The sequence below is a fragment of the Ensifer sp. 1H6 genome, assembly GCF_001976035.1.
GTDB classification, from domain to species: domain Bacteria; phylum Pseudomonadota; class Alphaproteobacteria; order Rhizobiales; family Rhizobiaceae; genus Ensifer; species Ensifer canadensis.
This window is the reverse complement of record NZ_MOAI01000014.1, coordinates 96,414-116,986: the sequence shown is the minus strand read 5'-3', so window position 1 is coordinate 116,986 and position 20,573 is coordinate 96,414. Positions and strand designations below refer to the sequence as shown.

The window sequence follows — 20,573 nt, the reverse complement described above, 5'->3', positions numbered from 1 at the left end:
ACGTCACACCACCGTCTCGCCGCCATCGACCACCAGGATTTGGCCGGTCATGTAGGACGATCGGTCGGACACCAGGAACAGGATCGACTCGGCGATTTCGTCGACGCTTGCCCAGCGGCCGAGCGGTACCTTTTCGCGGATGTAGGCCTCGATCGCGCCGCGACCGCCCATCTGGGCGATGAAGGGGTCGTTGAAGGGCGTATCGACCCAACCGGGGCAGAGCGCGTTGACGCGGATGCCGTGGCGGGCGTAGTCGCCGGCCATCTGCTTGGTCATGGCGATAACCGCATGCTTGGTGGTGGTGTAGGCGATCATCTCGCGGTCGTAGAGCACGCCCGACGATGACGAGGTGTTGACGATGACGCCGCGGCCGGCGGCCTTCATCGACGGCATGACCAGGCGGGCGGCCATGAAATGCGCACGCACATTGAGGTTCCACGAGCGGTCGAAGCCGGAGACTTCGACCTCTTCAAGATCGCCGGCAACCTGCGCGCCGGCGTGATTGTGCAGGATATCGATGCGGCCGTGGCGATAGAGGATATCGGCGATGCCGTCGGCAAGCGCTGCATCGTCGGTAACGTCGAGGGTGACGGCCTCGGCCTTGCCGCCCATGGCGCGGATGGTGTCGACGGTCAGGCTGCCGGCCTCGGGGCTGCGGTCGACGACGACGACATGCGCACCCTCGCGCGCCATGATGGCAGCGCCCGCCTGACCGATCCCGGAGCCCGCTCCGGTCACGATCGCGACCCGGTCTTTCAGGATCATCTGTTCACTCCCCGGATTTCGGTTTTTTGTCCCGCATCAGGATGCGGGCGGTCAGGATCAGGAGCAGCGAGGCGACGAGCACCAGCGTCGCGATCGCGTTGATTTCCGGCGTCACGCCGCGGCGGATCGAAGCGAAGACGTAGATCGGCAGCGTCGTCTTCGAACCGGCGACGAAGAAGGCGATGATGAAATCGTCGAAGGAGAAGGTGAAGGCGAGCAGGAAACCCGCCAGGATCGACGGCAGGATCTGCGGTAGCACGATCAGGCGGAAGGTGGTGAGCGGCGTCGCATAGAGATCGCTCGATGCCTCGACGATATCGCGCCCGAGGCTGGCGATGCGAGCTTTCACGATCATGGTAACGAGCGCCATCGAGAACAGCCCGTGCGCGGCGATGATCGAGCCATAGCCGAGCCCGAGCTGTGGCGGCTGGTCGCCCGGCCAGATGGCGGATAGCGCCGGATTGACGAAGGAAAAGACGGCGACGAGCGCCACAAGCGTGGCGATGCCGATGACGACGCCGGGCACGACGATGGCCGCGGCAAAGAGCGCGTCGAAGATCGCCCGGTTGCGCGGCGCCAGCCGCTCCATGCCGAGTGCGGCCATGGTGCCGAAGATGGCGGCAAGGGTGGCGCTGGTAAAGGCGATCATCAGGCTGTTCTGCAGCGCCGAGACCAGGAAGGTATTGCCGAGCGCCTTGCCGTACCATGCGGTCGAAAAGCCGGTGAACTCGCTGGCGCTGCGGCCGGCATTGAACGAAAACAGGACGACCAGCGCGATCGGCGCGTAGAGGAAGATATAGACCGAGGAGATGAAGGCGCGCATCAGACGAGATCCACCTGTCTTGTGCCGGCGACCCTGAAGGCGATGCGCATCGCCACCATCAGGATGACCACGACCACGGCCACCAGCGTCACGGCGATCGCCGAGCCGAAAGGCCAGTTTCGAGATTGCAGGAAGAGATCGACCAGCGCGTTGCCGATGAAGAACACCTTGCCGCCACCGAGAAGCTGCGGGATCAGGTATTCGCCGAGCAGCAGGATGGTGACGAGCGCCACGCCCGTCATCACGCCCGGCAGTGACAGCGGCAGGGTGACGCCGAAGAAGGTCGAGACGGGTCTCGCGCCGAGATCGGCGGAGGCTTCGAGCAGCCGGCGATCGAGCTTTTCGAGGCTGACATAGATCGGCATGATCATCAGCGGCAGGTAGCCATAGACGATGCCGAGCAGCACGGCGCCCGGCGTATTGAGCAGGCGCACATCCTCAAGGCCGATCATCGACAGCAGGTTCGGAATGCCGCGCGAGCCGAGGATATACATCCAGGCATAGGTGCGAACGAGCAGGCTCGTCCAGAAGGGTACGACCACCAGCGACACGAGGATAAGGCGGTACCGCGGGTCCGCCTTGACGGCGAGATAATAGGCGACGGGGTAGGCGACCAGCAGGCAGAGCAGCGCACCGACCGGCGCCAGCACCATCGTGTTCCAGAAGGCGGCCGCCCGGGTCGGGAGCCTGGCGAACTGGGCGAAGGTGAACGCCGCCTGATAGCCGCCTTCGGGCGCGCGCTCGCCGAAGGCGAAGACCAGCATGGCGATGAACGGCAGGACCAGAAAGATCATCAGCCATGCCGCCGCCGGCGCCACCAGCGCTGCCGTCACCAGGTTTCTCTTCGTGTTCGTTGCCGCGGGCATGTGAGTTGATCCGTCAAGTTTCATTGGCATTTCGGCCCCTCACCGCGAGGATGAGGGGCGGTCACGTCAAAGTTTCAATCAGGCTGACTTGAACCGCGCCATCAGCTCGGCGCGGCCCGGATCGGTCAAGGTTACCGCGGCGCCGAATTCGAGCGGCGTCAGCGAGGCCTCGTCGGGATAGACGATCTTGTTGCCGGTGACGTCGGCCGGCAGCAGCTTCATCACGCGGCTGTCGGTGGTCGGCGCGCCATTGGCGATATGTTCCTTGACGGCGTTTTCCGGTGCCATCAGGTAGTTGAGCAGCGCATAACCGGCCGCCTTGTTGGCCGCACTCTTCGGGATGGCGTAGAAGTCCGACCAGATTTCGCCGCCGTCCTTGCCGAGCACGAACTGGATTTCCGGCATGTCGCGGTTGAGCTGCGCGCCGTCATTGGTCCAGCACATCGTCATCCAGGCGTCGGTGGCGCGCATCGACGGCTGGTAGTCGCTGTTGATGGCGTAGAGGTGCGGCTTGACCTTGATCAGCAGTTCCTCGGCCTTGGCGAGCCCTTCCGGCTTGGTCGAATTGAAGGAATAGCCGAGCGAGACGAGCGCATTGCCGATGGTGGTCAGCTGGTAGTCGTGGACCATGGCGCGGCCGTCGGCCTCGGTCATGGCGATCTCGAAGAAGTCCTTCCAGCTGGTCACCGGTGTCTTGATCTTGCTGGAGTTGAGCGCGATGCCCGTGGTGCCCCAGTTCTTCGGCACGGCATAGGTCTTGCCGTCGACGACACCCTCGTTGGTGAAGCGCGCGGTCTCGGTCGAGGCGTCGTAGTTCGGCAGCTTGGAGAGATCGAGTTCGTCGATCAGGCCGAGCTTCACATAGGTGGAGATGGTGTAGTTGGTGGGCACGAACAGGTCCCAGCCGGTGCCGCCGGCCTGGAGCTTGGCGAGCATTTCCTCGTTCGAGCCGAAGACGTTGACCTCGACGGCAACGCCGGTTGCCGTCTGGAACGCCTCGAAGGTGGCAGGATCATGATAATTAGGCCAGGTGGCGATCGACATCTGCGTGCCGAGATCGCCGGCAAAGGCCGTCGAATTGAAGAGGCCCGGCTGGCGCGCCAGAACCGCCGTTGCAAGGCCAAGGCCGGTGACGCCGAGGAAGTGGCGGCGGGTGACCGAGCCGCGCTTCAGGCGCATCAGCTCGTCGGCCAATTGCTCGGCGGTGATCGGGGCATTTTCTCTGTACCATTTGGTCATGACGCTGTTCCCTTTATCGTTGACGTTCATGCAAGGCTCAGGGGGCGGCCGGGTCGGGCCGGAAACACATTTCAGGCCGGAAAGACGTGAAGCGCATTCGGATCGAAGGCGAGGCCGACCTTGTCGCCGGGCTCGACGAGATCGCTGTCGCCGAGCGCCCGGCGGTCGGCGGTGACGAGGAAATCGCCGAGGCCATCGACATCGATGGAGTATTCGACCGATGATCCCAGGAAGATGCGGTGCGTGACGGTGCCGGTGAGGGCGGCAGTGGCGGCAGCACCATTGCGTTTCAGGCTGATCGCCTCGGGGCGCAACGCGACCATGGCAGCACCGGCGCTCGGTGTCGTGGTGGCCGGGGCGGCAAACCGCGTGCCGTTGGCAAACAGGATGGAGGCGCCGCCATTGTCGACGGTGGCAGCGATCCGGTTGGTCTTGCCGACGAAATCGGCGACGAACAGGCTTGCAGGGCGATCGTAGATTTCCTGCGGCGGCCCGACCTGGACGATGCGGCCGGCATTCATGACGCAGACGAAGTCGCTCATCGACAGCGCTTCCTCCTGGTCGTGGGTGACGAGCACGAAGGTGATGCCGAGTTCGCGCTGCAGGGTCTGCAGCTCGATCTGCATGGCGGTACGCAGCTTCTTGTCGAGTGCCGCCAGCGGCTCGTCGAGCAGGAGCACCCTCGGCTTGTTGACGATGGCGCGGGCGAGCGCGACGCGCTGCTGCTGGCCGCCGGACATTTCGTGGATCCGGCGCTTGCCGAAGCCGCCGAGCCGGACCATCTCCAGCGCCTCCTGGGCGCGGCGCGAAATCTCGGCACTGGCGATGCGCGGCCGCATCTGCCTGAGGCCATAGGAGACGTTCTGCTCGACGTCGAGATGCGGGAACAGCGCATAGTGCTGGAACACCATGTTGACCGGGCGCCGATAGGCGGCAACGCCGTTCATCGCCTCGCCGTTGATATAGACGGTGCCTTCGCTCGGCTGCTCGAAGCCGCCGATCATGGGCAGGCAGGTGGTCTTGCCGCAGCCGGAAGGTCCGAGCAGCGCCATGAAGGCGCCCCGGGGCACCGCGAAGTTGATGTCCGAAACGGCGGTCACGCTGCCATAGCGTTTGGCGACCGAACGGAATTCGATGTCGTTCGTCGAAGCGGATGTCACGTCTGTTCCCTGCGGTTGTTGTCGGATACCGCCAAGGCTCTGATGCCCCCGCGCTCCACCGTCATTGACAGGCAGCCTAGTCAAAGTGCCCGGTGCCGGTATATACCCCGAGAGAGGTATTTCAACGCGAATTGGCTTGTGGGAGGAGTATACCCCGGAACAGGGCCGGATCGGCGGGAGAGCGGTTTGGGCATCGATCTCGAGGGATTATTTCAGGTCTTGGCGCCCATGGTCGACGGTGCGACCATGGACGACGAGGCTGTGGGTGCGGCCTATCGGCAATTGATGTCGACGCTGATGACCTTCGATTATGTCGTGGTTTTCGCCTATCGCGGCAAGGAACGGCCGATCGACCTCTACAGTACCTTCAATGCCAAGGACCATGTTCTATTCGTCAGCCTCTACCAGGCCGGGCCCTATCTGCTTGATCCGTTCTACCACGCGGCCTGCGAGGGCAAGCCGGGTGTCTGGCGCATGCGGGAGCGGGCGCCGGACCGGTTCTTCTCCAGCGAATACTATCGGACCTATTACGTGCAGACGGGACTGGCGGAGGAGGTCGGCTTCTTCGTGCCGATCAGCGAGCAGATCACCGTCGTGCTTTCGCTGATGCGGCGCGAGGCGACAGGCCCGTTCAGCACGGCGGAATTCGCGTTGCTGAAGAAGGTCGAGCCGCTGGTCTCCGCCCTTGTGCGCCACCACTGGGCCGACCTCGGGCGCCGGTTCGACACGGCGCTGGCAAAGACCGGCCGCAGCCGGAGAAAGTCGGCGCACCCTCCCGCGGACGGCGTCTGGCAGCACCTGAATCTGACCGAGCGCGAAGCCTCGATCATCGAACTCGTGCTGCAGGGTCATTCGTCGGAATCGATCGGCCTGAAGCTTGGGATCTCGACCGGCACGGTCAAGGTCCACCGCCGCAACGTCTACCGTAAGCTCGGCATCTCCTCTCAGACGCAGCTTCTTTCCCTCTACCTGCGCAATCTCGGCCAGTAGGGTTCAGCGCCACACCAGTCTTTCGGGGGGCGTGTTGGCGAAATTCTAAGAGCGCGCCCTTGCTTGACGGGCGGCGTATCCCCGTCGCCCCTCATTCCGGCCCTGTGCCGGAATCCAGCGACCTGACGTCTGTCGGGTCAAAAGACCTTCCAGCCCAAGGCCTTGGGCTGGCTGGATCCCTGTGACAGGCACAGGGATGAGGAGGTTTTTGCACCCTTGGCGTTCCCAGAGAACTGCCAAAGTGTGAAGCGTCGGCTGAGAATGGCTGTGTTGGAGGTGCGGCGCATCCCATTCTCCCTCATTCCGGCCTTGTGCCGGAATCCAGCGACTGACGTCTGTCAGGTCAGAAGATCTTCCAGCCCAAGGCCTTGGGTTGGCTGGATCCCTATGACAGGCACAGGGATGAGGCGTCTCGATGCGCCCTCGGCCCTCCCTATGCCCGCCAGCGGCAGCAGTCCCATCGCCATCGATTCTCGGCCCATTGCACGCTCGTCGGCCAGTCCTTTCTCCTCGTCATTCGCCGCGATCCACAAACCATGAACGCACCGCGCACGTACTTGCTTGACATTTTTTTCACGGCATGAAATTTCTTTCAGCAACGAGATAAAAATATCATGCAATGCAAAAGGTATCATGCGTTGCAACATAACGAACCTGGGTGGAGACGATGGCGATCATCGGTGGTGCAAACCTTCGCGACGACGAAACCAGCATGGCGACGCGCGCCGCGTGGCTGCATTATGCCGGCGGTCTGACCCAGGCCGAGGTTGCCAAGCGGCTGGGGCTGACGTCACTGAAAGCCCACCGCCTGATCATGAAGGCCAACCAGGAAGGCCTGGTGAAGGTCTATATCGATGGCGAAGTGTCGGAATGCGTCGAGCTGGAGCAGAAGCTTTCCGCGCGCTACGGACTTGACTACTGCGAGGTCGTTCCCGACTTCGATGCCGACGATCTGCCGCTGAAGGCGCTCGGCATTTCTGGCGCGCAGTTCCTGAAGCGCGAGATCGAACGCGGCGAAACTGCGCTCGTCGGCGTCGGTCATGGCCGCACGCTTGCTGCTTGTGTCGAGTATCTGCCGCGCACCACCAGCAATAACACCCGTTTCGTCTCGCTGCTCGGCGGTCTCACCCGCAAGTTCTCGGCAAACCCGCATGACGTGATCCACCGGCTGGCCGAGCGTACCGGCGCGGAAGCCTATGTCATGCCCGTGCCGTTCTTCGCCAACACCGTCGAGGATCGCGACGTGCTCTTCAGCCAGCGCGGCGTGCGCGAAGTGTTCGATCTCGCCAAGACCGCCGACCTCTTGTTGGTTGGCATCGGCACGGCAGAGCGCGAGGCGTCGCTGGTTTCGACCGGAATGATCGAGATGAGCGAGATCGAGGAAATTCAGAGGGGCGGGGGCAAGGGCGAGTTGCTTGGCCACTTCTTCGACGAGGATGGTCGCCCGATCGAGACGACGCTGTCGAACCGCACCTTCACGCTCAGCCGCGACGACCTGAAGGATCGGCGCACGGTGGCCGTCGCCGGCGGCAAGATCAAGACGCCTGCCATTCGTGCCGTGCTTGGCAGCGGCCTGCTGAGCGGCCTCATCACCGACGAAAAGACCGCTCGGGCGCTGGCCGCCGACGGAAAATGAGGAGTGCCTGACAAAGTCGAGAGGCGAGGGCGAGGAGGTGTCGCTCTAACGCCTCGGGGGAGGAATACCGGTCGGGTAGCCGGTGATCGCATGATGCAATCATACCCGCAACGGAGGAGAAGACTTATGTACGAGAAGGAGAAAGACCTCATCAGCGCGTTTCTGCGCGGAGAGGTAGATCGTCGCGGCATGCTCAAGGGTCTCGGCGCTGCCGGGATTGCGGCCGGTTCGGCCGGCACGCTCTTCAACATGATGTCGACCCAGGCGCTGGCCGCCGATTTCGACTGGAAGGCGCATTCCGGAAAGTCGTTGAAGCTGCTTCTGAACAAGCATCCCTATGCTGACGCGATGATTGCCAACCTTCAGGCCTTCAAGGATCTGACCGGTATCGAAGTCACCTATGACGTGTTCCCGGAGGACGTCTATTTCGACAAGGTGACGGCAGCGCTTTCGTCGGGCTCGTCCGAATACGACGCCTTCATGACCGGCGCCTACATGACCTGGACCTATGGTCCGGCCGGCTGGATCGCCGACCTCAACGAATGGATCAAGGATCCGACCAAGACCAACCCGAACTACAACTGGGACGATTTCCTCGCCGGCGTGAAGAACTCCTGCGCCTGGAACGGTCAGCCGGGCGGGGCGCTCGGTTCGGAAGACGCCAAGCAATGGTGCATTCCGTGGGCGTTCGAACAGAACAACATCACCTATAACCGCGAGATGTTCGACAAGGCCGGCGTCGAGCTGCCGAAGAACCTCGACGACATGATCGCGGTCGCGGCCAAGCTGCAGAAGGACATCGGCGGCATCTACGGCATCGGCGTCAGAGGTTCGCGCTCCTGGGCGACGATCCATCCGGGCTTCCTGTCCGGTTACGCCAACTTCAACCAGAAGGACTTGAACGTTTCAGCCGACGGTAAGCTGTCGGCAGCGATGAATACGGCCGAGTCCAAGGCCTATCACACCAAGTTCGTGCAGATGATCCAGGAAAGCGGCCCGAAGGACTGGTCGACCTATACCTGGTATCAGGTCGGCGCCGATCTCGGTGCCGGCGCATCGGCGATGATCTTCGACGCCGATTGCCTTGGTTACTTCATGAACGGCGGCGACAACAAGATGGCCGGCAAGCTCGGCTACGCCGCCTTTGCCGCCAACCCGGAAGCCACGGCCTCGACGCCAAACATCTGGATCTGGTCGCTCGCCATGTCCAATTTCTCCAAGGACAAGGACGCCACCTGGTACTTCCTGCAGTGGGCGTCGGGTCCGGAGCACGCGCTGTTCGGCGCCACCAAGATGGACTTCGTCGATCCCGTTCGCCAGTCGATCTGGAAGGACGAGATGTTCCGCGAGAAGCTGAACGGCAAGTATCCGGGCTATGTCGAAATGTTCGACGCTTCGGCCGCCGGCGCCTCGATCAAGTTCACGCCGCAGCCGCTGTTCTTCGACGTCACCACCGAATGGGCGGCGACGCTGCAGAAGATGGTCGCCAAGCAGGTACCGGTCGATGAAGGTCTCGACCAGCTCGTCGAAAGCATCGATCGCCAGCTGAAGGAAGCTGGTCTCGGCTGATACGCCTCCCAAGCGATGCCCGGCGCATTCGGCGCCGGGCATCCCGCGAGATCGGCTTAAGGCCGCCCAAACCAACCTGAGATGCCGGTGGACTGGCGCGGGGCTCGACCTCGCGTGCCGCGTGCTTTCTTCAAGACTTTAGAGAACGGAGCTCCACATGGCTTCAACAGCAACACTCCGCAAACCGGCGTCAGGTTTCAGGATCAGCAGGAAGATGCTTCCCTATGTGCTGAGCCTGCCGGCGCTGCTCGTGTGCATCGGCATTCTCATCCCCTTCTTCACGGCGGTTATCTATTCGTTCCAGCGTTATAGGTTGAGCCAGCCCTGGGCGCGTCAGTTCAACTGGGGCGAAAACTACCTGAACTTCGTCACCGATCCGGCCTTCTGGAACACGCTGAAGGTGTCGCTGCTCTATGCCGGGATCACCGTGACGCTGGAACTGCTGCTCGGTCTCGGCATCGCATTGTTGCTGCAGCGCCGCTCAACGATCAACAACTTCATCTCGATCATGCTGCTGTTGCCGCTGATGATTGCGCCGGCGCTCGCCGCTTTGATGTGGAAGCTGATGACCAATCCGAGTTTCGGCATCCTCAGCTACCTCGCAAGCCTGATCGGCCTGCATGACTTCCGCTGGGCCTCTTCGCCCGACACGGCACTCCTGACCGTCATCCTCGTCGATATCTGGGTCTATACGCCCTTCATCATGATCCTGCTTCTGGCCGGCCTTCGGTCGCTGCCGACCCAGCCTTTCGAGGCGGCGGCGCTTGACGGCGTGCCGCGAAGCTTCGTCTTTTTCCGCATCACCCTGCCGATGCTGACGCCCTATATCCTGACGGCGACGCTGTTCCGGTTGCTCGACAGTATCCAGCAGTTCGACATCATCTATGCGATGACGCAAGGCGGCCCCGGCAACACGCTGACCGTCTTTCAGGTCGAGGCCTATCTCAACTTCTTCCAGTCGACCAATGTCGGCCGTTCGGCAGCGCTTTTGATCATCCTGTGGGCGATCACCTACACGCTCTCCAACGTCTTCATCAAGAACTGGCTGCGCCTGCGCGAACGCGCCCGCGGCGAAGCGTAAGGAGGTTCACATGGAAACCACGTCTCCCATCGAACGGGTCCTGCGCGCTGTCGCCCTGACGCTCGTCGTTGTCTTCTTCATGTTCCCGATCTTCTGGATCTTCCTGATGTCGTTCCAGACGAACGAGACGATCCTGACCATTCCGCCATCGATCGTGTTCTCGCCGACACTATCCAACTATGCGGCGCTGATCACCGGCAAGTTGCAGACGGCCGCCGGTACGCTCGACATCGCCTTCATGCGCAACCTCGGCAACTCGATCTTCCTGTCGGTCGCTTCCGTTGCGGTGGCGCTGGTGCTCGGCGTTCCCGCGGCCTACGCCTTTGCCCGGCACAAGTTCAGGGGTTCGGAAGACATCGCGTTCACGCTGCTGTCGTTCCGCTTCGCGCCACCGCTGCTGGTGCTGCTGCCGCTGACCCAATATTTCCAGTGGCTCGGCCTTTCCAACACCTATTTCGGCCTGATCTGGGTCTACCAGCTGATCTGCCTGCCACTGATCCTGTGGATCGTGCGTGGTTACTTCGAGGATATCTCGGCCGACGTCGAATATGCCTACCGCATCGCCGGCCATTCCTGGTTTGCGACCTTCCGCAAGATCGCCCTGCCGCTCGCCGGTCCCGGTATCGCTGCCGCCGGCCTGCTCGCCTTCATCTTCGCCTGGAACAATTTCGTCTTCGCGCTGGTGCTGGCCTCCGCCGACAAGCAGCCGGTGACCGTGGGCGCACTTGCCTTCGTCACATCCTCAGGCATCCAATACGGGCAGATAGCCTCGGCCATCGTTCTCTCGGTCACGCCGACGCTCGCGCTCGCACTCTACGCCCAGCGTTACCTCGTCGAAGGTTTGTCGCTTGGCGCGGTGAAAGGGTAAGACATGACGACGCTTCACCTAAAAAACATCGTCAAGCGCTACAAGAGCCAGACGGTTCTCGACGACCTGTCGCTCGATGTCGCCAATGGCGAACGCCTGGTGCTCTTCGGCCCGTCCGGCGCCGGCAAGACGGTGCTGCTGCGCCTTGTCGCCGGCGTCATCGAGCCCGACGAGGGCAGGGTGCTGATCGGCGGCGAGGACATGACCGATGTCGATGCCGAACACCGCGGTGTCGGCATGGCCTTCCAGAACTTCGCGCTCTTTCCCCACATGAGCGCCTTCGACAATATCGCCAGCCCGCTGACGGCGACGCGGTCGTCGAAGGATGCGATCACCGCGGGCGTGCAAAAGGTCGCCAAGCTCCTGAAGATCGACCATGTACTGAGCCATCACCCGAAGGCGCTTTCCAACGGCCAGAAGCAGCGCACGGCATTGGCCCGCGCGCTGGTCGGCTCGCCGCCGCTGCTTTTGCTCGACGACCCGTTGCGCAATGTCGACGCGAAACTCCGCTTCGAGATGCGGCTGGAACTGCCGCGCCTTTTGGCAGCAGAAGGTGCTACCGTCGTCTACGTGACCCAGGACTACAAGGAAGCGATGGCGCTCGGCGACCGGATCGCGGTGATGTCGCAGGGGCGCATCCGCCAGATCGGTACGCCGCAGGAAATCTACAACGCACCCGCCGACATCGAGATCGCGCGGCTCTTCGGCGATCCGACGATCAATCTTTTGGACGTGGCGCCGCAGAAGAGCGGTGACGGTGTCTTCGTCGAACTCTCCAACGTCCGGGTGCGGCTTGCCGATTATGACGGCGATGTCTCGGGCAAACCTTGTGTTCTCGGTCTGCGCCCGGAAAGCATCGTCTTTGTCCAAGCATCGGCGCCGGGCGCCATCCCGGTGACGGTGGAGGCGGAAACGCCGCTCAACGAGAAGACCGTGACGCTGGCGATGACCGCGCGCGGCCGTGAAATCCTCGTGTCGCGTCCGGCCGGAACGCCTGGACCGGTGGCAGGACCGGCCCATATCGCCGTCAACGGTGCCCACGCCTTCCTCTTCGACAAGGCGAGCGGCCGGCTTCTGCCGCGCGCCGACATCGCATCCAAGCGCAATGGAGAAGCGGCATGAACGACACCGCTCTTTTGATCAGGGACGTCGATAAGTTCTATGGTCCGGTCGATTACGGCGTCCACGCCGTCAAGAAGCTCAACATGGACGTCCGGAAGGGCGAGATCATCGCGCTGCTTGGCTCGTCCGGCTGCGGCAAGACCTCGACGCTGCGCATGATCGCCGGTTTCGAGGCGGTGTCGCGCGGCACGATCTCGCTTGGCGGACGCGAAGTCCAGACGTTTGCGCCGGTGCGCCGCAACGTCGCCATGGCGTTTGAGGGCTATTCGCTCTATCCGCCGCTGACGGTGCGCGAGAACATCGCCTTTGCGCTCAAGGCGTCCAAGCTGTCGCAGAGCGTCGTCGACGAGAAGGTGGCTGGTATCGCCAAGCTGCTCGAGATCGAGGATATTCTCGGGCGTTATCCGAGCTCGATCTCCGGCGGCCAGCAGCAGCGCGCCTCGCTGGGGCGGGCGCTGATCCGTGATGCCAACCTGCACCTGCTCGACGAGCCGATGGGCCAGCTCGAGCCGCAGCTGCGCGCCGTGCTGCGCGGCCGCATCAAGCACTACATCAAGGAACGCGGACTGACGGCGATCCTCGTCACCCACGACCAGACAGAAGCCAATGCCCTTGCCGATCGCATCGCGGTGATGGAAGGCGGCGTGCTGCAGCAGTTCGATACGCCGCAGAAGATCAAGGAGCGTCCGGCGAACCTCTTCACCGGCACCTTCGTCGGTGAGCCGCCGATGAACGTGTTCGAGGCGAGTGTCACCGGTTCGGACGCCAAGGTCGCCTTCGGCCTCAGGGACGGCGTGCGGCTGGAATATCCGGCGTCGGATTTCTCCCATGCCGTGCGCGACGCGCTGATGAAGCGGCAGAAGGTGGTGCTCGGGATCCGGCCATATGCGGTGCGCCGCAGCGCCGACGGAGTTTCCGGACGTGTGGCGGTCAACCAATGGCTCGGTGACCAGACGCATATCGCGGCAGACTTTGCCGGCGGCACCATGGTGCTGGTCGAGCATGACCGCACCGAACTTGCCGTCGGCCAGCCGATCGGCATCCACCTCGATCCGTCGAGCCTGCATGTGTTCGACGGTGACAGCGGCAAGGCGATCAGCACGGCGTGGAGCTTGCCTGATGCGCGACATCCTCATCGGCATCGATGCGGGAACGTCGGTCATCAAGTCGGTGGCCTTCGACCTTGGTGGGCGGCAGCTTGCCATGGCATCGGTGCCGAACACGTACGAGGCGGTCGGCAGGACCGGCAGCGTGCAGGACCTCAATCGCACCTGGACCGACACGGTCACCACCTTGACCGAGCTTTCGGCCAGGGTCGAGAACCTCGCTGGCCGTGTTGCGGCGGTCGCGGTGACCGGGCAGGGCGACGGCACCTGGATGATCGACAGAGCGGGCGATCCCATCGGTAAAGGCTGGCTCTGGCTCGACGCGCGTGCTGGCGACACGGTGGAGCGCCTACGTGGCGACAGCGGCGATGTCGAGCGTTTCGCCAGCACCGGCTCCGGGCTTGCCGCGTGCCAGCAAGGCGCGCAGCTGCGCTGGATGAGCGACAACGCGCCGGAAATGCTGTCCGGTGTTGCAACCACGTTTCACTGCAAGGACTGGCTCTACTTCAAGCTGACGCAAATGCGTGCCACGGATCCCTCCGAAGCCAACTTCACCTTCGGCAACTTCCGCACCCGCAGCTACAACGACGACGTCATCCGTTTTCTCGGCCTTCAGAAGCTCAAGCATTTCCTGCCAGAGATCGTCGACGGGGCAACGTCGCACCACCTGCTTTCGTCGGAGGCAGCCGGCGCCACCGGTCTTCCCACGGGCACACCGGTGGTGCTCGGCTATGTCGATGTCGTCTGCACGGCACTTGGCGCCGGGCTCTACGATCCAGGCACCGACACCGGCTGCTCGATCATCGGCTCGACCGGCATGCACATGCGCCTTGCCACGAGCGCCGACGACGTGCGGCTCAACCGTGATCTCACCGGCTACACCATGTGCATGCCGATCACGGACACCTATGCGCAGATGCAGTCGAACATGGCGGCAACGCTCAACATCGACTGGATCCTGTCGGTCGCCGGCGGCCTCTTGAAAGGCATGGGCGTCGAAAAGACCAAGGGCGAGCTTCTGTCCCATGTCGACGGCTGGTTGGCGGAGGCCAAGGATACGTCGCTCCTGTTCCAGCCCTATATTTCGGATGCGGGCGAGCGCGGGCCCTTCGTCGACGCTTCGGCGCGCGCTTCCTTCGTCGGGCTTTCGATCACCCACGGCTTCGGCGACATGGTGAAGGCGGTGTTCGACGGGCTCGCCATGGCCGCGCGCGATTGCTACGCCGAGATGGGGCCGCTTCCGGGCCGCATCCGGCTGACCGGCGGTGCCGCACGTAGCGCCTCGCTTCGGCGCATTCTTGGTGGTGCGCTCGGGGCCAGTGTCCAGACCAGCGAGCGCGAGGAGGCGGGGGCGGCAGGAGCAGCCATGATCGCGGCCGTCTCCCTCGGTATCTACCCCTCGATGGCAGAATGCGTGCGTGACTGGGTGTCGCCGCATCAGCGCGCTGCCGAGCCCGCCGACGCGGCGCTTGCGCGCCGTTACGACGGCCTCTTCCCCTCCTACCAGCAGTCGCGCATCGCGCTTCGACCCGTGTGGCACGCACTTTCCCAGGATGCTGCCTCGGGATCACAACAGGAAGAACTGAAATGAAAAAGATAGCCATCATCGGCGACCGGTTCATGCTGCCGGACGTGTTTCGCGACAAGATCGTCGAAGCAAGCGGCGACGGCCATGAGATCCGCACCCTCGAGCTGCCCTGGCCGGATGTGCCGATGGAGCATGGTTACGCCGTCGAAGGCATGGACGGTCTCAAGGAATATCTGGGGAAGGCGGACGATATCGTCGAATTCATCGGCGACGCGGAAATCCTGGTGACGCAGCTTGCGCCGCTCTCGCGCGGCATGCTGACGTCGCTTCCCGGGCTGAAGCTCGTTGCCGTCTCGCGTGGCGGGCCCGTCAATATCGACATGTCGGCGGCACGCGACGCCGGTATCAGCGTCGTCAATACGCCCGGCCGCAATGCCAGCGCCGTTGCCGAGTTCACGCTCGGCGCCATCCTCGCCGAGACGCGGTTGATCCGCACCGGCCACGAGGCGCTACGCAAGGGCGAGTGGCGCGGCGACCTCTACCGCGCCGACCGCACCGGCCGTGAGCTTTCGGAAATGACCGTCGGCGTCATCGGCTACGGCAACATCGGCACCAAGGTGGTGCGGCTGCTGCGGGCCTTCGGCACAAAGGTTCTGGTGCATGACCCCTATGTGCAGCTGAGCGCCGACGATCTCAACGCCGGCGTCGAGCATGTGGCGCTCGACGACCTCCTGTCGCGCTCCGACCTTGTGACGCTGCACCCGCGCGTCACCGAGGAAACCCGGAACATGATGAATGCCGAGACCTTCGCGAACATGAAACCCGGTGCAATCTTCGTCAACACGGCGCGCGGGCCGCTCTGCGACTACCACGCGCTCTATGAGAACCTTGTGAGCGGCCACCTGTCGGCGGCCATGCTCGAGACCTTCTCTGTCGAACCGGTGCCGGAGGACTGGCCACTGCTCCAGCTTCCGAACGTGACACTGACGCCGCATATCGCCGGCGCTTCTGTTCGCACCGTCACCTACGCCGCCGAGATGGCTGCCGAAGAGGTGCGCCGCTACATCGCCGGCCTGCCGCCGGTCAATCCGTGCTGATGACGGGAGGCAAGAACGTGGGTTCCGAGACCGGAATATATGATCTTTTTGTCGTCGGCGGCGGCGTCAACGGTGCGGGGATCGCGCGCGATGCGGCCGGGCGAGGGCTCTCGGTCCTCTTGTGCGAGAAGGACGATCTGGCGCAAGGCACAAGCTCGCGCTCGGGCAAGCTGGTGCATGGCGGGCTGCGCTATCTCGAATATTACGAGTTCCGGCTGGTGCGCGAGGCGTTGATCGAGCGCGAGGTGCTGCTCTCATCCGCGCCGCACATCATCTGGCCGATGCGGTTCGTGCTGCCGCACAATCCGGCCGACAGGCCCGCCTGGCTCGTGCGGCTCGGACTGTTCCTCTACGACCACCTCGGCGGCCGCAAGCGTCTGCCAGGCACCCGCAGCCTTGATCTCAGCACTGCGCCTGAGGGTGCGCCGATCAAGCGGGACTATCGCAAGGCCTTCGAATATTCCGACTGTTGGGTCGATGACGCCCGGCTCGTTGTGCTCAATGCACTCGATGCGCAGAAGAAGGGCGCGCGCGTCTTGACCCGAACCGCCTGCAGCGCCATTCGTCGCGTCGACGGCCTCTGGCAGGTGGAGATGACGGATCTGCGCACCGGCGTGAAATCCGAGGTCAAGGCGCGCTGCGTGGTCAATACAGCGGGGCCATGGGTCAACGATGTCATCGGCCGGATCGCCGGGCTCAATTCCAGCCGCAGTGTGCGACTGGTCAAGGGCAGCCATATCGTCGTGCCGAAATTCTGGGAGGGGCGGCAGGCCTATCTGGTGCAGAACCCGGACAAGCGGGTGATCTTCATCAACCCCTACCAGAACGACCTGGCGCTGATCGGCACGACGGATATCCCCTATGAGGGGCGGCCCGAGGACGTATCCGCCGATGGCAACGAGATCGCCTATCTCTTGAAATCGGTGAACCGCTACTTCAAGCAGCAACTGACCGAAGACGATATCGTCCACTCCTTCTCCGGCGTGCGTCCGCTCTATGACGACAATGCCGAAAACCCGTCGGCGGTGACGCGCGACTATATCTTCGAGGTCGATGCGGCCAACGGCCAGGCGCCGCTTCTCTCCGTCTTCGGCGGCAAGATCACCACCTTCCGCAAGCTGTCGGAACATGCGCTCGAGCGGCTGAAACCGTTCTTCCCTGAGATGGGTGCGGCCTGGACCGCCAAGGCGCATTTGCCGGGTGGCGACATGGCCAATGCCGATTTCGAGCAGTTTCTTGGGGATCTCAAGGCGCGCTATCGCTGGCTGACGGCCGACCTCGCCAAGCATTACGCGCGGCTCTACGGCACGCGCACGCACGATCTGATCGGCAATGCCAAATCGCTCGAAGACCTCGGCGCTGTCTTCAGCCCGCTGTTTCGCGAGCGCGAGGCGCGCTTCCTGATCGACAACGAATGGGCGTCGACGGCTGAAGACCTACTGGAACGGCGGACGAAACACGGCCTGCACATGACACAGGCCGAGAGGCTGGCTTTCGCCGGCTGGCTGGAACGCCAGCAAGTGGCGGCCTGAAGGAGAGTGGGAATGCGCAGTCTGGAATTGGAGGCCTTGCTTGATATCTCGGCGCGGGTCGGCGCCGACCCGCTGCTGGTGCAGGGGGCGGGCGGAAACACGTCGATCAAGGAGGTCGGCACGCTCTGGATCAAGGCCTCCGGCCTCTGGCTTGCCCATGCGCGCCAGCGCGACGTCATGGTGCCGGTGGCGCTCGACCCATTGCTCGAAGCGTTGGATCGCATGGATCCCGCGGCCGAGAAAGCCCAGGACTTCGTCATCTCCGAAATGAACCCTTCCGGCCTCAGGCCGTCGATCGAGACGACGGTACATGCGCTGATGCCGCAGAAGGTGGTGATCCATGTCCATTGCGTCGAAACCATCGCGACCGCCGTGCAGACGATCGGTGCGGCCATCGCTGCCGAACGCCTGACGGGTATCCCGCATGTCTTCGTACCCTATGCGCGGCCGGGGCTGCCGCTTGCCAAGGCGATCGCCGAGCGGCTGCAGGAGAAGACGTCGGTGCTGATCCTCGGCAATCACGGCCTTGCAGTTGCCGCCGAGACCGTCGCCGATGCGGCAATCCTTCTGACCGAGGTCTCCCGCCGGTTGACGACGCAGCGACGGGCGGCGCCATCAGCCGATCTCGCGGCACTGTCCCGCCTTGCGGTCGACAGTGGCTATTGCCTGCCCGACGACGCACGACTGCATGCGGTCGCAACCGACCTCGAAAGCTGCCGGATTGCTGCCGGCGGCAGCCTCTATCCCGACCATGTCATCTTCCTCGGCAAGGGGTCCGTCATCGCCGCGCCGGGCGAAACCGCCGTTTCGATCGAGACCGCCAGGAATGAACGTGGCGAAACCCTGCCGCCGCTTCTGCTGTTTCCCGGCAAGGGGGTACTGGTCGAGAAGACCATTTCCGCAGGCGCGCTCGCCATGGCGCGCTGCCTTGCCGACGTGACGGCCCGCATTCCCGCAAATGGGCGTCTTCGCTATCTGAGCGATGCCGAGAACGCCGAACTGCTCGGCTGGGACGCGGAGAAATATCGCCAGAAGCTCAACCGGGCAGGGCAGGCGCTGCAATGAGTGGAAATCAGAACGCCCTTGTTGTCGGCATCGATATCGGCACGTCGGGCGCGCGCTCCGTGGCGATGGTGCCTGACGGCACGATCGTCGCCTCTGGTGCGGCCAAGCTCGCCGCTTTTTCCGATGACCACCGCGATCCGGTCGGCTGGTGGAAGGCGGTGCGGGCGGCGCTTGGCGAGGTGCTCGAGGCGGTCGATCGTCGACGGATCCGCGCCATCAGCATCGACGGAACCTCGGGCACGATGCTGCCCGTTTCCGCCGACGGTGCGCCGCTTGCCACGCCGATGATGTACAACGATCCGGTTTCCGACCGGACGATGCTGGACGCAATTGCCGCCCATGCACCGAAGGAAAGTGCCGCCCACGGGGCAACCTCCGGTCTTGCCAAGGTGCTGCTGTTCCAATCGGTGCCGGATGTCTTCCGTGTCATCCATCAGGCCGATTGGCTCGCCGGGCATTTTACCGGGCTCTACGACGTTTCCGACGAGAACAATGCCTTGAAGACCGGCTACGATCCGGTGGCGCGGTGCTGGCCGGAGTGGATCTCACGAACTGGCGCGCGCATCGATCTCCTGCCGGAGGTGCTGCCGGCCGGTGCGCCGGTTGCGACGATATCGGCGGCCGCAGCCGAAGCCTTCGGCCTGACGCCGGATGTCATTTTAGTCGCCGGCACGACCGATGGCTGTGCCTCGTTTCTGGCGACCGGTGCCGATCGTCCGGGCGATGGCGTCAGCGCACTCGGCACGACGTTGACGGTGAAGGTGCTTTCCGACCGGGCGCTGTTTGCCCCGGAATATGGCCTCTACAGCCACCGGATCGGCGACATGTGGCTGGCGGGCGGCGCATCGAATACGGGAGGCGTTGTTCTGGCCGAGTATTTTTCCGCAGAGCGCATCGATGAGCTTTCCGCCCGCATCGATCCGGCTGTCGATAGCGGGCTCGACTATTACCCGCTGACGAAGCCCGGCGAGCGCTTCCCCATCGCCGATCCGAATCTTGAGCCACGCCTGACGCCGCGACCCGAGGATGACGCGATGTTTCTGAAGGCAATCTTCGAAGGCATCGCCGGTATCGAAAGCCTTGCTTATCACAGGCTGACATCGTTCGGCGGACCCAAGCTCGGTTCCATACGCACCGTCGGTGGCGGTGCAAGAAATGCGGCGTGGTCGGCAATCCGCGCGCGCAAGCTCGGCGTGCCGTTCCTGACGGTACGTTCGGAAGAGGCCGCAGCCGGCACGGCGCGGCTGGCGCTTGCCGGTGCAAGACAGGCAGGTGTGTTATGAGTACTGTCATCTCAGGCCTCGGCGATATCGCCGATCGTTATGACGCCTTTCTGATCGACCAGTTCGGCGTGCTGCGCGACGGCCGCAGGCCCTATCCTGGTGCTGCCGAAACGCTGGTGCGGCTGAAGAATCAGGGCAAGCGCATCATCATTCTCTCGAATTCCGGCAAGCGCTCGGCGGAAAACGACCGCCGTCTCGTCGATCTCGGCTTCGTCGCCGGCAGCTGGGACTGGTTCCTGACCTCGGGCGAAGTGGCGTGGCAGATCCTGAAAAAGGAAGGCGGGCAGGCAAGCGGGCCTCCGAAAAAGTGCCTGCTGGTCAGCCGCGACGGCGATCTGTCGCCGCTCACCGGGCTCGACCTCGAGCGCACCGAAGATGGCGCGGATGCGGACTTCGTGCTTCTGGCTGCGAGCGAAGGCGATGTCCTGCCGCTGTCGCACTATGAGGCGCTGCTGGCGCCTGCGGCACGGCGCGGCGTGCCGTGCCTCTGCACCAACCCCGACAAGGTGATGCTGACCAAGAGCGGAATGGCTTTCGGGGCTGGGCGGATTGCGGAGCTTTACGAGGAACTCGGCGGCACGGTGCGCTGGATCGGAAAACCATTCGCCGACATCTACGATTTTGCCCTCGACTTTCTCGGTCATCCCGATCCGTCGCGCGTCTGCGCAATCGGCGACAGCATCGAACACGATATCGCCGGGGCGGCAAGTGCCGGCCTTGAGTCGGCGCTGGTGACCACCGGGATACTGGAGCATGCCTCCGACAAGGAGCGGCAAAAACTCTTTGCCGAGCATGGCGCCACGCCCGATTTCATCCTCCCGAAATTTCTCTGGTAGTCAGGAG

At 63.5% G+C, this 20,573-nt stretch carries 18 protein-coding genes and 1 pseudogene; 13 read left to right on the top strand and 6 right to left on the bottom strand.

Annotated features, from left to right (window positions below; all coding sequences use genetic code 11):
* Positions 1-3: 3 nt before the first annotated feature.
* From BKP54_RS17945 to BKP54_RS17925, 5 genes are all read right to left on the bottom strand, one after another.
* Complete coding sequence (locus BKP54_RS17945; protein ID WP_025427799.1) at positions 4-765, bottom strand: SDR family oxidoreductase; 762 nt, start codon at positions 763-765, stop codon at positions 4-6.
* 4 nt (positions 766-769) lie between these two features.
* Positions 770-1,588 carry an ABC transporter permease gene (locus tag BKP54_RS17940; protein ID WP_025427798.1) on the bottom strand — a complete coding sequence of 273 codons (819 nt, stop codon included), beginning with the start codon at positions 1,586-1,588 and terminating at the stop codon, positions 770-772.
* Positions 1,588-2,454 carry an ABC transporter permease gene (locus BKP54_RS17935; protein ID WP_025427797.1) on the bottom strand — a complete coding sequence of 289 codons (867 nt, stop codon included), beginning with the start codon at positions 2,452-2,454 and terminating at the stop codon, positions 1,588-1,590. Before BKP54_RS17935 ends, BKP54_RS17940 begins: the two co-directional genes overlap by 1 nt.
* A gap of 78 nt (positions 2,455-2,532) precedes the next feature.
* Positions 2,533-3,693: a spermidine/putrescine ABC transporter substrate-binding protein gene (locus BKP54_RS17930; protein ID WP_057211169.1), complete on the bottom strand. Its 1,161-nt coding sequence runs from the start codon at positions 3,691-3,693 to the stop codon at positions 2,533-2,535.
* Between the two features lie 71 nt (positions 3,694-3,764).
* Positions 3,765-4,853, bottom strand: a complete 1,089-nt coding sequence (locus BKP54_RS17925; RefSeq protein WP_084814685.1) for an ABC transporter ATP-binding protein — start codon at positions 4,851-4,853, stop codon at positions 3,765-3,767.
* Between the two features lie 186 nt (positions 4,854-5,039).
* Here BKP54_RS17925 and BKP54_RS17920 point away from each other — a divergent pair, with 186 nt between their 5' ends.
* Positions 5,040-5,843, top strand: a complete 804-nt coding sequence (locus BKP54_RS17920; RefSeq protein WP_025427794.1) for a LuxR C-terminal-related transcriptional regulator — start codon at positions 5,040-5,042, stop codon at positions 5,841-5,843.
* 338 nt (positions 5,844-6,181) lie between these two features.
* Here BKP54_RS17920 and BKP54_RS17915 read toward each other — a convergent pair whose 3' ends face one another.
* Positions 6,182-6,478: a hypothetical protein gene (locus BKP54_RS17915; RefSeq protein WP_128090449.1), complete on the bottom strand. Its 297-nt coding sequence runs from the start codon at positions 6,476-6,478 to the stop codon at positions 6,182-6,184.
* A 32-nt stretch (positions 6,479-6,510) separates the two neighbouring features.
* Here BKP54_RS17915 and BKP54_RS17910 point away from each other — a divergent pair, with 32 nt between their 5' ends.
* The 12 genes and pseudogenes from BKP54_RS17910 (at position 6,511) to BKP54_RS17855 (ending at position 20,566) form a co-directional block, all read left to right on the top strand.
* Positions 6,511-7,479 carry a sugar-binding transcriptional regulator gene (locus BKP54_RS17910; protein WP_025427792.1) on the top strand — a complete coding sequence of 323 codons (969 nt, stop codon included), beginning with the start codon at positions 6,511-6,513 and terminating at the stop codon, positions 7,477-7,479.
* A 126-nt stretch (positions 7,480-7,605) separates the two neighbouring features.
* Positions 7,606-9,048, top strand: coding sequence for an extracellular solute-binding protein (locus tag BKP54_RS17905; protein ID WP_025427791.1), 1,443 nt, complete (start codon positions 7,606-7,608; stop codon positions 9,046-9,048).
* Positions 9,049-9,205: 157 nt separating this feature from the next.
* Entirely contained in the window at positions 9,206-10,129 is a 924-nt protein-coding gene (locus BKP54_RS17900; protein ID WP_025427790.1) for a sugar ABC transporter permease, read from the top strand.
* 10 nt (positions 10,130-10,139) lie between these two features.
* On the top strand, positions 10,140-10,997 hold the full coding sequence (locus tag BKP54_RS17895) for a carbohydrate ABC transporter permease (RefSeq protein ID WP_025427789.1): 858 nt from the start codon (positions 10,140-10,142) through the stop codon (positions 10,995-10,997).
* Positions 10,998-11,000: 3 nt separating this feature from the next.
* Positions 11,001-12,119, top strand: a complete 1,119-nt coding sequence (locus BKP54_RS17890) for an ABC transporter ATP-binding protein (protein ID WP_057211104.1) — start codon at positions 11,001-11,003, stop codon at positions 12,117-12,119.
* Positions 12,116-13,219 (top strand): annotated as a pseudogene (locus BKP54_RS17885) (ABC transporter ATP-binding protein); the annotation flags it as partial. The gene BKP54_RS17890 and the pseudogene BKP54_RS17885, both read left to right, overlap by 4 nt.
* Before the next feature lie 19 nt (positions 13,220-13,238).
* Positions 13,239-14,816: an FGGY-family carbohydrate kinase gene (locus BKP54_RS17880; protein WP_084814683.1), complete on the top strand. Its 1,578-nt coding sequence runs from the start codon at positions 13,239-13,241 to the stop codon at positions 14,814-14,816.
* Positions 14,813-15,850 carry a 2-hydroxyacid dehydrogenase gene (locus BKP54_RS17875; RefSeq protein WP_025427785.1) on the top strand — a complete coding sequence of 346 codons (1,038 nt, stop codon included), beginning with the start codon at positions 14,813-14,815 and terminating at the stop codon, positions 15,848-15,850. The genes BKP54_RS17880 and BKP54_RS17875 overlap by 4 nt, the downstream gene beginning before the upstream one ends.
* Positions 15,850-17,382, top strand: a complete 1,533-nt coding sequence (locus BKP54_RS17870; protein ID WP_038576262.1) for a glycerol-3-phosphate dehydrogenase — start codon at positions 15,850-15,852, stop codon at positions 17,380-17,382. Before BKP54_RS17875 ends, BKP54_RS17870 begins: the two co-directional genes overlap by 1 nt.
* Positions 17,383-17,394: 12 nt before the next feature.
* Complete coding sequence (locus BKP54_RS17865) at positions 17,395-18,447, top strand: class II aldolase/adducin family protein (RefSeq protein ID WP_025427783.1); 1,053 nt, start codon at positions 17,395-17,397, stop codon at positions 18,445-18,447.
* Entirely contained in the window at positions 18,444-19,730 is a 1,287-nt protein-coding gene (locus BKP54_RS17860; RefSeq protein ID WP_084814682.1) for an FGGY-family carbohydrate kinase, read from the top strand. Before BKP54_RS17865 ends, BKP54_RS17860 begins: the two co-directional genes overlap by 4 nt.
* A complete protein-coding gene (locus tag BKP54_RS17855; RefSeq protein WP_025427781.1) occupies positions 19,727-20,566 on the top strand; it encodes a TIGR01459 family HAD-type hydrolase in 840 nt (279 codons plus the stop codon). Before BKP54_RS17860 ends, BKP54_RS17855 begins: the two co-directional genes overlap by 4 nt.
* The last annotated feature ends 7 nt before the right edge of the window (positions 20,567-20,573 follow it).

Coding starts and splice junctions, on each gene's coding strand:
- BKP54_RS17945 (WP_025427799.1), bottom strand. CDS start 765: ATGATCCTGAAAGACCGGGTCGCGATCGTGACCGGAGCGGGCTCCGGG.
- BKP54_RS17940 (WP_025427798.1), bottom strand. CDS start 1,588: ATGCGCGCCTTCATCTCCTCGGTCTATATCTTCCTCTACGCGCCGATC.
- BKP54_RS17935 (WP_025427797.1), bottom strand. CDS start 2,454: ATGCCCGCGGCAACGAACACGAAGAGAAACCTGGTGACGGCAGCGCTG.
- BKP54_RS17930 (WP_057211169.1), bottom strand. CDS start 3,693: ATGACCAAATGGTACAGAGAAAATGCCCCGATCACCGCCGAGCAATTG.
- BKP54_RS17915 (WP_128090449.1), bottom strand. CDS start 6,478: ATGATACCTTTTGCATTGCATGATATTTTTATCTCGTTGCTGAAAGAA.
- BKP54_RS17910 (WP_025427792.1), top strand. CDS start 6,511: ATGGCGATCATCGGTGGTGCAAACCTTCGCGACGACGAAACCAGCATG.
- BKP54_RS17905 (WP_025427791.1), top strand. CDS start 7,606: ATGTACGAGAAGGAGAAAGACCTCATCAGCGCGTTTCTGCGCGGAGAG.
- BKP54_RS17900 (WP_025427790.1), top strand. CDS start 9,206: ATGGCTTCAACAGCAACACTCCGCAAACCGGCGTCAGGTTTCAGGATC.
- BKP54_RS17895 (WP_025427789.1), top strand. CDS start 10,140: ATGGAAACCACGTCTCCCATCGAACGGGTCCTGCGCGCTGTCGCCCTG.
- BKP54_RS17890 (WP_057211104.1), top strand. CDS start 11,001: ATGACGACGCTTCACCTAAAAAACATCGTCAAGCGCTACAAGAGCCAG.
- BKP54_RS17880 (WP_084814683.1), top strand. CDS start 13,239: ATGCGCGACATCCTCATCGGCATCGATGCGGGAACGTCGGTCATCAAG.
- BKP54_RS17875 (WP_025427785.1), top strand. CDS start 14,813: ATGAAAAAGATAGCCATCATCGGCGACCGGTTCATGCTGCCGGACGTG.
- BKP54_RS17870 (WP_038576262.1), top strand. CDS start 15,850: ATGACGGGAGGCAAGAACGTGGGTTCCGAGACCGGAATATATGATCTT.
- BKP54_RS17865 (WP_025427783.1), top strand. CDS start 17,395: ATGCGCAGTCTGGAATTGGAGGCCTTGCTTGATATCTCGGCGCGGGTC.
- BKP54_RS17860 (WP_084814682.1), top strand. CDS start 18,444: ATGAGTGGAAATCAGAACGCCCTTGTTGTCGGCATCGATATCGGCACG.
- BKP54_RS17855 (WP_025427781.1), top strand. CDS start 19,727: ATGAGTACTGTCATCTCAGGCCTCGGCGATATCGCCGATCGTTATGAC.